The 10,374-nt window shown below is 48.3% G+C and carries 11 protein-coding genes; 8 read left to right on the forward strand and 3 right to left on the reverse strand.

The genetic code is table 11. The features are described from left to right. The first annotated feature begins 14 nt into the window (after positions 1-14). The 6 genes from tatA (at position 15) to HKN88_01475 (ending at position 5,585) form a co-directional block, all read left to right on the forward strand. On the forward strand, positions 15-221 hold the full coding sequence (tatA, locus tag HKN88_01450; protein ID NNC96714.1) for a Sec-independent protein translocase subunit TatA: 207 nt from the start codon (positions 15-17) through the stop codon (positions 219-221). Between the two features lie 31 nt (positions 222-252). Further along, a complete protein-coding gene (tatB, locus tag HKN88_01455; GenBank protein NNC96715.1) occupies positions 253-540 on the forward strand; it encodes a twin-arginine translocase subunit TatB in 288 nt (95 codons plus the stop codon). A 53-nt stretch (positions 541-593) separates the two neighbouring features. Continuing rightward, positions 594-1,376 (forward strand): twin-arginine translocase subunit TatC, encoded by a 783-nt coding sequence (gene tatC / locus HKN88_01460; protein NNC96716.1) that lies wholly within the window; start codon positions 594-596, stop codon positions 1,374-1,376. Between the two features lie 140 nt (positions 1,377-1,516). After that, the gene (locus tag HKN88_01465; GenBank protein NNC96717.1) at positions 1,517-3,043 is read left to right on the forward strand and encodes a peptide MFS transporter; all 1,527 of its coding nucleotides are present in this window, start codon (positions 1,517-1,519) and stop codon (positions 3,041-3,043) included. A 62-nt stretch (positions 3,044-3,105) separates the two neighbouring features. After that, entirely contained in the window at positions 3,106-4,980 is a 1,875-nt protein-coding gene (locus HKN88_01470) for a M2 family metallopeptidase (protein ID NNC96718.1), read from the forward strand. Between the two features lie 317 nt (positions 4,981-5,297). Continuing rightward, positions 5,298-5,585, forward strand: a complete 288-nt coding sequence (locus HKN88_01475) for a GIY-YIG nuclease family protein (protein NNC96719.1) — start codon at positions 5,298-5,300, stop codon at positions 5,583-5,585. Between the two features lie 186 nt (positions 5,586-5,771). On the opposite strand, the gene HKN88_01480 is transcribed toward HKN88_01475, so the two are convergent. Further along, the gene (locus HKN88_01480) at positions 5,772-6,185 is read right to left on the reverse strand and encodes a hypothetical protein (protein NNC96720.1); all 414 of its coding nucleotides are present in this window, start codon (positions 6,183-6,185) and stop codon (positions 5,772-5,774) included. A gap of 165 nt (positions 6,186-6,350) precedes the next feature. On the opposite strand from HKN88_01480, the gene HKN88_01485 reads away from it, so the two are divergent. Together HKN88_01485 and HKN88_01490 are read left to right on the forward strand one after the other, a co-directional pair. Further along, positions 6,351-8,798, forward strand: coding sequence for a DUF87 domain-containing protein (locus HKN88_01485; protein ID NNC96721.1), 2,448 nt, complete (start codon positions 6,351-6,353; stop codon positions 8,796-8,798). 1 nt (position 8,799) lies between these two features. After that, the gene (locus HKN88_01490) at positions 8,800-9,336 is read left to right on the forward strand and encodes an NUDIX hydrolase (GenBank protein NNC96722.1); all 537 of its coding nucleotides are present in this window, start codon (positions 8,800-8,802) and stop codon (positions 9,334-9,336) included. A 22-nt stretch (positions 9,337-9,358) separates the two neighbouring features. Here the strand turns inward: HKN88_01490 and HKN88_01495 are convergent, their stop codons facing one another. Together HKN88_01495 and HKN88_01500 are read right to left on the reverse strand one after the other, a co-directional pair. Next, positions 9,359-9,589 carry a hypothetical protein gene (locus tag HKN88_01495; GenBank protein ID NNC96723.1) on the reverse strand — a complete coding sequence of 77 codons (231 nt, stop codon included), beginning with the start codon at positions 9,587-9,589 and terminating at the stop codon, positions 9,359-9,361. Between the two features lie 14 nt (positions 9,590-9,603). Continuing rightward, positions 9,604-10,374, reverse strand: a 771-nt coding sequence (locus HKN88_01500; protein ID NNC96724.1) for a hypothetical protein, incomplete at its 5' end; no start/stop codon positions are given.

Below are 10,374 nucleotides of genomic sequence, written 5' to 3' on the forward strand. Positions count from 1 at the left end.
CTCAGGAGTGAAATATGTTTGGTGGTATCAGTATTTGGCAATTGCTTATTATTCTTGCCATTGTGGTGTTGATTTTCGGCACAAAAAAATTGCGTAACACGGGCCGCGATGTCGGCGGTGCTGTAAAAGAATTCAAAGACGCACTGGCCGATAAAAGTGACGAAAGTACCCATGAACAATCGGTGCGCGAAGAAGAAAAAAAACCAGAACATCAAGATTGATCATTTCGTCTAGTCTTATTCAATATTAACTATGTTCGATATCGGGTTCACCGAAATGTTACTCATCGCCCTCATCGCCCTGGTGGTGTTGGGGCCTGAACGTTTACCCAAAGTGGCTCGCAAACTGGGTGGGCTGGTACGACAATCTCGCCAGATGTTTTATAAATTCCAGCATGAACTCAGTAAAGAAACCGAGGGTCTGGATCAGGGCATCAAGTCCGGGATCAATAAACTTCAACACGATGTCAAAGACGTGGAAAAAGATGTGAAAGCTTTTTTCACCAGCAAGCCTGATCACCTTGAAGACAATGAGGAGTGAAGGTGAGCCAGCCAGAATCACAATCTTCCGAGTTAAAATCGTCTGACCCTAAAGTGTCAAATCCAAAAGCATCTGATCCAAAGACGTCCGAGGCATTGCCGGAAGAAAGTTTGCTCTCGCATTTGCTGGAGTTGCGAACACGTTTATTAAAAATGGTCGTGGCGATCATAATCGTGTTCTTGATCCTGACACCATTCATGCAGCCCTTGTTCGGAATACTAACCCTGCCATTACTGGAACAGTTGCCGGAAGGGCAGTCCATGATCGCTACACAAGTGGCGTCACCGTTTTTAACCCCCTTCAAATTTACTTTTGTGGCGGCAATTTTTTTAACCGCACCGTATTGGCTGTATCAACTGTGGGCGTTTGTGGCACCCGGTTTGTATAAAACCGAAAAACGCTTTGCCACACCTTTGTTGGTCAGCAGTATTGTGTTGTTTTATCTGGGCGCTTTGTTCGCATACTTTGTGGTGTTTCCGATCGTGTTCGGGTTTTTTAATAAAGTGGCCCCGCAAGGGGTTGCAGTGATGACCGACATTACCCATTACTACGATTTTGTGCTGGCCCTGTTTTTTGCCTTTGGTGTGGCCTTCGAGATTCCCATTGCGACCATGTTACTGGTCAAGACAGGTCTGGTCTCGGTGGAAAAGCTCAAACAATACCGCCCGTATATTTTCTTGTCGTGTTTTGTGGTCGGGATGATGATCACCCCACCGGATGTGATCTCGCAAACCTTACTCGCGGTACCCATGTATTTGCTGTACGAGGGAGGACTGTTCTTCTCCCAACGCTTTGTTCAGGTAGACGAAAAACCGCAAGAATTGCAGAAGAATTAGGCAATTAGCCTGTGTTGCGACGCAATAAATTTGACTGTTAAGACGTTTTTCTCCAAGCTACGCAGTTAAACCTGATGGGTGCCTCTCTGTATCCATTTAATAATAAATTTTAAAACACTCAAATCACAAAGAGATTTCACATGAATCAATCGACTTCCGTCACGGATACAAGCTTCTTTGGCCATCCCAAAGGTTTGATGATCCTGTTTTTGACCGAGATGTGGGAACGCTTTTCCTATTACGGAATGCGGGCCTTGTTAATTTTCTATTTAACGCAACATTTTTTATTCGGGCGTGAAAAAGCCTATTTGATCTATGGTGCGTACACTGCATTGGTTTATGTTGCTCCTGTAATCGGTGGACTGTTGGCCGATAAATATCTGGGGTCCAGAAAGGCGGTGGTCTTTGGTGCGATTCTGTTGGTGGCGGGTCACTTCGGTATGGCATTTGAAGGGCCAACGGCGGTGGCTTCGGCGACGGGTGAAGTGGTACGTAATCCGCTGTATTTGAATATCTTTTATTTATCTTTGGCCTTGATCATTTCGGGTGTTGGATTTTTGAAAGCCAATATCTCAACGATTGTTGGTGCCTTGTATGAAAAAGGCGATCGTCGTCGTGACGCGGGTTTCACCCTGTTCTATATGGGCATCAACCTCGGCGCTGCCGCAGGTGCGATCCTGGCCGGCTGGCTGGGTCAAACCTACGGCTGGAAATACGGCTTTGGTTTGGCGGGAATCGGGATGTTGGCCGGATTGGTTGTTTTCCTGAAAGGCCAACCCTTATTAATGGGTCGCGCTGATCCGCCAGACACACAAAAACTGGTGGCTAAATCTCCAATTGGCTTGAGCAATGAATGGACCATCTACATCGGTACCTTGCTGGGTGTGGTTGTGATCTGGAAGTTGATCCAGTACCAGGAGTTGGTTGGTACCTTGCTGGGCATATTTGGATTGGCCGTTGTGATCGGTATTTTGGTTTTCTCGTTCACCAAGTGCACCAAGGAAGAACGTGACCAGATGATCATGGCATTAATGCTAATGATCTTCTCGATCTTGTTCTGGGCCTTGTTCGAACAAGCCGGCTCATCCCTTAACCTGTATACCGATGAAGCGGTTAATCGGACAATCTTTGGAATCGATGTCCCGGCCTCGGTATTCCAGTCGATCAATGCGATCTATATTGTGATCTTTGGTCCGGTATTTGCCGCACTCTGGTTGTATCTGGGTAAACGTGACAAAGAACCCTCCATTCCGGCCAAATTCGGTATGGGCTTGATCCTCTTGGGTCTGGGCTTTTTAGTACTGGTATGGGGTGCGAACGGCGCTGATGGTCTGAAAACTCCAGTCATCTTTATTTTCCTGATCTATTTGTTACACACTTTTGGTGAGCTGTGTATGTCTCCGGTGGGGCTATCCGCAGTTACCAAATTATCGGTTCCGCGTGTTGTTGGATTGATGATGGGTACCTGGTTCCTGGCCTCGGCTACGGGTAACTTTGCCGCCAGTATGATCGCGCGCATGACCGCAGGCGTAGATGGCGAGGTCAGTGATCCTGCCAAAGTGTTAGAGGTTTATAACCAGGTTGGGTTAATGTCGATCGGTGCAGGAATTGCAATTTTGATCCTGACTCCGCTAGTGTTTAAACGACTGATGCACGGCGTGCGTTAAAAACAATAAATGATATTTACCTTTTGAAGCACCTTCGGGTGCTTCATTGTTTGGAGAATGCAATGTTGAACAAAACAAGATTTTATTTAAGCGCAAGTCTGATACTTTTGCTGACCGCGTGTTCGGGTGAACTCACGGTTGAAGATGGTGATGTAACCATTAATACCAGTGCCAACACACAGGAAACTCCCAAAGAGTTTGTTGATCGGGTTAACAAGGAACTCGTCGAGCTGTATGACGTCGGTGCGAAAACGGCCTGGATTGCAGCAACTTACATCACCGATGACACCCAGGCACTGGAAGCGGCCTCGAATGAAAAATTTTTGGCCTTTAACAGTAAAACTATTGAACAAACCAAATCTCTCAACCTGGAAGGCGCGGACGCCAAAACCTTGCGTGCCATTAACCTGATCAAGGTGGGCAGTTCATTACCGGCGCCGAATGATGAGGAACAACGCGCGGAGCTGGCCAAGATCATGTCTTCACTGGGTGCAACCTATGGCAAGGGCAAGTATTGTCCGGATGGCGAAGACTCGTGTTTGTCATTGGGTGACCTTTCCCGAACTCTGGCGAACAGCCGCGATTACGACGAACAACTGGAAGCCTGGAAAGGCTGGCGTACCGTTTCCCCGGTCATGAAAAAAGACTACGCACGCTTTGTGGAGTTGACCAATGCCGGCGCCAAAGAACTGGGTTATGCCAACACCGGTGATGTCTGGAAAGGCGGTTACGACATGACCTCAGCCGAATTCGAAGCCGAATCGGAGCGTTTGTGGAATCAGGTCAAGCCTTTGTACGACGAATTGCATTGTTACGTGCGCGACAAACTGGCCGACACCTATGGCGAAAATAAGGTCAGTCGTGATGGCCCAATGCCGGCGCATTTAATGGGCAATATGTGGAGCCAGCAATGGGCCGAGATCTATGATCTGGTTGAACCGTATCCTGGCGTGGCCGAGTTTAATGTGACCTCGGCGCTTGAAGCGATGCCGGTTGAAGGCAAAACCGAGCGTGCCAAAGAAGCGGCCAAGGCCGAAAAAATGGTGCGCATGGCCGAGGACTTTTTTACTTCCCTGGACTTGCCGGCATTGCCGGAATCGTTTTATGAAAAGTCTTTATTTCTGAAGCCGCGTGACCGCGATGTGGTTTGTCACGCCAGTGCCTGGCCGATGGATCAGAAAGACGATGTACGCATCAAGATGTGCATCACGCCAACCGCTGAAGAGTTCACCACTATCCATCACGAACTCGGACACATTTATTACTATTTAATGCAACAGGACTTGCCGCCGTTGTTTAAAGCCGGTGCGCACGACGGTTTTCACGAAGGCATTGGCGATACCCTCACGCTTTCCATGACACCGGATTATCTAAAACAGATCGGCCTGGTCGAGACGGTTGAAAAAAATGAAAAAGCCGTGATCAACCAGCAAATGAAACTTGCTTTAGACAAAATCGCATTTTTACCCTTCAGCAAACTGGTAGACCAATGGCGTTGGGATGTATTCGCCGGCAAAACTACGCCCGATACCTACAACACCGACTGGTGGAAGTTACGCACCAAATATCAAGGCATTGTTCCACCGGTAGAACGCACAGAGGCCGATTTTGACCCGGGCGCCAAATATCACATCCCGGGCAACACACCCTACACGCGGTATTTTCTCGCCCACATCTTGCAATTCCAGTTCCACAAATCCTTATGTGAAACGGCAGGGCATGAAGGGCCACTGTATGAATGCTCGATCTTCGGCAATAAAGACGTGGGCAAGCGTTTAGGTGACATGCTCGCGATGGGCGCCAGTGAGCCATGGCCGAATGCTATGCAAGCCATTACTGGCGAACGCGACATGGATGGCTCCGCGATCATCGAATATTTTGCACCGTTAATGGGCTACCTGAAAGAAGAGAACGCTGGCAAGACGTGTGGGTGGTAGTTTGTCTAAGTCTGGGTCCCGCGGTCGCGCCGTGGGATGACAGGCTTTGGGTGGATAGCATGCTGCATTTATAAATATCTCAAAATTGCTAAACAGAATGCCTGTGCCCAAATTGATATAGTATTAGCCAGTCCGACTTTTGAAATAAATAAATCCCGTTCCCAAAAGGTTCGGGATTTTTTGTAGGAAAAATCTGAACCGATTTGTAGTCCAGTATTACAAGTATTTGAAGTAATATTAATTACATTAAATACTAATAATTGTCATCCCGCGGCTTGACCGCGGGACCCAGAAAAATTCTACATCAAGGAATGATAATGAAAATTTATTATGTTTATCTATTGGCGAGCAAACGCAATGGAACGCTTTACATCGGAGTCACATCTGACCTGATCAGGAGGGTCTGGCAACATAAAAACAAGGCATTGGCTGGGTTTACCAAGCGATATGATCTGAATAAGCTGGTTTATTATGAATCTTTTGCAAATGTAAATTTGGCTATCCGTCGTGAAAAGCGTTTAAAAGAATGGCAAAGAAATTGGAAGTTGAATTTAATTGAATCCATTAATCCTGAGTGGAAGGATTTGTATTTCGAAATTCTTTGAAGTTTAGTACTGGATCCCGCGGTCGCGCCGCGGGATGACAGGCTAAGTTTATGGGGCTAGCTGGATTGAGCAGAAGTTTGGGCGTTGACTCTAAAAGCCAGTTTCGTTCTGTGGGCGTCTAGGGAAGTCAAAGGATGAGCAAAGCAGGAGTGCTTGCTGTATACGGAATCTGACCTACCTCACTCCCTAAACCTCGCTCTCTTCCCCATCGATAATAAATCCGATCTTGCGGCGAAATTCCACGTCTTGCACTTTTTCGATATAGCACAACAATTCCAGATTGGCCTGATGCACGAGTAGCATGCACGGGTTGCCATTGCTGTTGCCTTCAATACGAATACCGTGATGGCTTTCTTGCGACATGCGTTCCACCATGATTTGTACCCCACCACTGGCGATCGCGGTGATCACCGGTTGTGCATCTTCGGGTAGCTCTTCACGCCATTCCAGAATGGTCTGGGCCAGACGGCGCAACATGCCACCGGCCGAGTCGTCGCCAGCCGCCGGTGCAGACGTTATATGGGTTTTGGGTATCTGGTAGCCAGGGACGATCAAGCCGCCGCTGGTTAATCCATAAGCCTTGCTGCCGGGTTTGCTCATAATAAATCTCGTTTCATAGTGTTGATGATCTCGTCTTATTGTACTGAATTGCCAGAATTATAAGTAAAAAACTATCACAAGGCGTTCCCGTCCAGTACCAAGCACGGTACACTTAGGAATTACGCTTTCAAAGCTGCAATTCGGCCAATAAGAACGGGAAACGCTATGCAAGATTACGAAAAACTGGGTGCTTTTTTTCTGGGTAAAGAAGTCGGTACAGACGGCGAGATGAAGGATGATCTGGTGCTTTATGACTCCAAAGACCTGACCACCCACGCGGTTATCATCGGTATGACCGGCAGTGGTAAAACCGGTCTGGGTATTGGGCTACTTGAAGAGGCCGCGATTGATAATATCCCGGTGATTGCAATTGACCCCAAAGGCGACCTCGGCAATATCTTGCTCACTTTCCCAACCCAAAAAGCCGATGCCTTTCGCCCTTGGGTAAATACCCAGGAAGCCTTGAACAAAGGATTCTCGGCGGATGAATACGCGGAAAAACAGGCCGCCTTGTGGAAAAAAGGTCTCAAGTCCTGGGGGCAAGACGCCAAGCGCATTAAGAAACTCAAAAAATCCGCCGACTTCACAATTTACACCCCCGGTTCCAACGCCGGCCTGGGGGTTTCGGTCTTATCGTCTTTCACCGCGCCGTCAGAAAAAGTTCGTAACGATTCGGACGCCTTTCGTGAAAAAGTACAGGCCACGGCCACATCCATCCTGGCTTTGCTGGGTATGGACGCAGATCCTTTGACCTCACGTGAACATATTTTGTTGTCGAATATTTTTAATCATTATTGGGCACAGAATAAATCCCTGGACATCGGCGGTTTGATCGGAGCCATCCAGCAACCCCCGTTTGAAAAGATCGGGGTCATGGATCTCGAGAATATTTACTCGTCCAAAGACCGCTTTAGTCTGGCCATGAAAGTCAATGCCTTACTCGCCGCTCCGGGTTTCCAAACCTGGATGGAAGGTGAGGCACTGGATGCCGGTCGTTTGTTTTACACACCGGATGGCAAACCGCGGGTTTCGGTCATGTCCATCGCGCATCTTAGTGATTCCGAGCGCATGTTCTTTGTGTGCATGTTATTGAGTGAGCTGATCAGCTGGATGCGATCGCAGCCGGGCACCAGTAGCCTGCGTGCAATTTTGTATATGGACGAGATCTTCGGTTACATGCCGCCAACCGCCAACCCGCCGAGTAAAACCTTATTCCTGACCTTGCTAAAACAGGCGCGTGCCTACGGTTTAGGGCTCGTATTAGCCACACAAAACCCGGTCGATCTGGATTACAAAGGATTGTCGAATTGCGGCACCTGGTTTTTGGGCCGTTTGCAAACCGAACGGGATAAAGCACGCGTGCTGGACGGTCTGGAAGGCGCCGGTGGTGGCGGTCTGGATAGAAAAACCCTGGAAAACACCCTGACCAATCTGGGTAAACGTCGTTTCATGTTGCACAACGTGCACGAAGACGGCCCGGTTGTGTTCAACACCCGTTGGGTGATGTCCTATCTGTCTGGCCCGATGACGCGTGACCAGATCGGCACCCTGATGGACAAGCGCAAGAAAAAAGCGCCGGCTGAAATGCCGCAATTGCCGGCAGCCCGCATTGTGCAAAAAGTTGAAGCCAAAGTTAAAAAAGAATCCATACACCAGGAAGAACAGCCGCCCATCCTGTCGCCCAAGATCCATCAGTATTTTTTACCAGTCGATCGCCGCGGTTCCGACAATGACACGCTTATCTATCACCCGCATGTGATCGGGGCAGCCGACGTGGGCTACTCCAATCGCACTTACGACGTGGAAGAACAAAAGCGCATGGTGTTCGTGACCGAGGCGGATGATTCACCGATTTCTGTTGACTGGGACGAGGCCGAAGCCCTTGAGATCGATCTCGACAACCTCAGTGATGAGGCCGAGAGTGGTGCGGCCTACGCCGAGAGCGCCAAGGTTTTGAGTAAAGAAAAATCCTACACGTCCTGGGAAAGAACCTTCAAGCGCTGGATCAAGGCTGAGAAAATATTAACCGTGTATAAAAGTCCGACCTTTAAACTGGTATCCAACCCCGGTGAAAGTGAGGGCGATTTCAGAGTGCGTTTGCAAGAAGCAGCGCGTGAAATGCGCGACGAAAAAGTGGCGGCCTTACGTAAGAAATACGCCTCCAAGTTCACCACTCTGGAAAACCGACTAATGCGCGCCGAACAAACCATTGAAGTGCAACAGGAGCAATCCAAAAACAAGAAAATGGATACCGTGATCAGTTTTGGTACCGCGATCCTGGGTTCTCTCATGGGGCGCAAACGTATCTCGGCCACCTCGGCCAGAAGCATGGGCTCAGCCATCAAAAAAGTCGGCAGTTCACGCAAAGAAGCCGAAGATGTAGAACGTGCCCAGGAGAAATACGACGCGGTAAAAGCCCAACTGGAAGAACTGGAATTGCAATCCAAAGAAGATATTGAAAAACTGGAAGCGTCTTACAATGCCCAGGAAGAAGAGTTGAAGGAGATCATCATCAAGCCCAAGGCTTCCGAGTTGCATGTGCACATGGTGGGCCTGGCTTGGCTGCCGTATTATCAGGACCGCAAAGGCAAGCTCACCCAAGCCTGGCTATAAAATGAAATATTGTCCGATCTGCACTACCGAACTTGAGAGCAAGTTACTTACTAGTGAAGACCGTGAGCGTTTGATCTGTATCAGCGAGTCCTGCACTTACATTCATTACGATAACCCCACACCCGTGGTGGCGGCTATTGTGGATTACCAGGATCAAATACTGCTCGCCCACAATACATTGTGGCCACCTAGTTGGTACGGTTTGGTCACCGGATTCCTGGAAAAAGGCGAATCGCCCGAACAAGGGATTATCCGCGAGTTGAAAGAAGAAACTGATCTGGAGGCGAAAGAGGTTTCCTTGGTCGGTTTGTACACTTTCGAACGCATGAATCAGTTGATCATTGCCTACCATGTGGTTGCCAGCGGCGAGATCAAGTTGAATGAGGAGTTGGATGACTATAAATTGTTTGCCAAGGATAAAGTGCGTTACTGGCCATCCGGTACCGGCTTTGCACTACGCGACTACATTAAATCCGTCTTGCCCGGGCATGAACCCGGGCTTATGGAGTTCGCGCGTCCGGCCTCGCATGAGAACTAAGCCGGCTGGCAGACCGGGCGGTTCATTTTTCTGATTCGGACAACTCAAGTTCTTGTAAATACGCTTCGCGTTTTTCCGTATATTCCTTAAAGGTCGGATACTCGGCCTTCATCATTTCCTTATGCGCCCCGATGCGATGCTGACTGTTTTCTTCAGCCTGTCTCTCGACCAACACATCGTAGGCCAGGTGGTTGAGACTCACGCAACCACCGGCAAACAGACAAAACACGCATAATCCGATCAATTTTTTCATGTTTCTATTTCATGTCACTTTTTCATTTTAATGTTTTGTTCGATAACAATGCCATCATCCCTGAAGCGGAAATTCACAATCATGCTGTCAAATAAATTATAAATGGATTCCAATATCTTTTGCATGTCTTCAAGATCACTCAATTCACTAAACTCATCGTCTTTCAGCATTTCTTCTTGCGCCTTTGGGCTATCGAAAACCTTATTGATCAAGCCAATGTAGGCATCCATGTCAACCGCATAAGAGATTAGTGGCGAGTGGGGCTCGCTTTCCAGGCCTTGCACCAATGCGGATTTTTTCTCGGCATTCTTGCCAAAACTGAATATGTACGCCGTGTCAGTCATGGCAGCCTGTACTTCAATGGGCAGAGCTTGTGGCGAGATATCGTTGATCACTTTTGGTTTGCCGTCTGGCTTTAGATCCAGTTGTGCCAGTTCGGGAGAAAACATTTTGCCCATATTGTAAAGATTTTCCGTGTCATCAACAGCGATTACCGCATGCCCGCCAATACCACTCATGATCAACTGGTCTTTTTCGCTTTTGCTCGCACCCGAGGCTTCCAGTTCAATGACCTTATCCACCAGAGACTGATCGACCTCATCGATTACAACATTAAAGCCCCTGATGCCTTCGAGCATGTTTGTGGCCGGATTACTGAGTGCTTGTTTGGACTTTACCAGCACCGTATCCGGAATCTGGAGAAACTCGCATTGATAGGGGTTATTTTCAAAATGTGCTATCCGCTCCAGACCGAATTCACGCATGGCTTTTAGGTTGAAGCTGAA

Source organism: Gammaproteobacteria bacterium (assembly GCA_013001575.1).
Classification (GTDB): Bacteria; Pseudomonadota; Gammaproteobacteria; order Steroidobacterales; family JABDMI01; genus JABDMI01.

Excerpts from the sequence above, each read along its gene's own strand:
- tatA (NNC96714.1), top strand. The coding sequence starts at position 15 with ATGTTTGGTGGTATCAGTATTTGGCAATTGCTTATTATTCTTGCCATT.
- tatB (NNC96715.1), top strand. The coding sequence starts at position 253 with ATGTTCGATATCGGGTTCACCGAAATGTTACTCATCGCCCTCATCGCC.
- HKN88_01465 (NNC96717.1), top strand. The coding sequence starts at position 1,517 with ATGAATCAATCGACTTCCGTCACGGATACAAGCTTCTTTGGCCATCCC.
- HKN88_01470 (NNC96718.1), top strand. The coding sequence starts at position 3,106 with ATGTTGAACAAAACAAGATTTTATTTAAGCGCAAGTCTGATACTTTTG.
- HKN88_01475 (NNC96719.1), top strand. The coding sequence starts at position 5,298 with ATGAAAATTTATTATGTTTATCTATTGGCGAGCAAACGCAATGGAACG.
- HKN88_01480 (NNC96720.1), bottom strand. The coding sequence starts at position 6,185 with ATGAGCAAACCCGGCAGCAAGGCTTATGGATTAACCAGCGGCGGCTTG.
- HKN88_01485 (NNC96721.1), top strand. The coding sequence starts at position 6,351 with ATGCAAGATTACGAAAAACTGGGTGCTTTTTTTCTGGGTAAAGAAGTC.
- HKN88_01490 (NNC96722.1), top strand. The coding sequence starts at position 8,800 with ATGAAATATTGTCCGATCTGCACTACCGAACTTGAGAGCAAGTTACTT.
- HKN88_01495 (NNC96723.1), bottom strand. The coding sequence starts at position 9,589 with ATGAAAAAATTGATCGGATTATGCGTGTTTTGTCTGTTTGCCGGTGGT.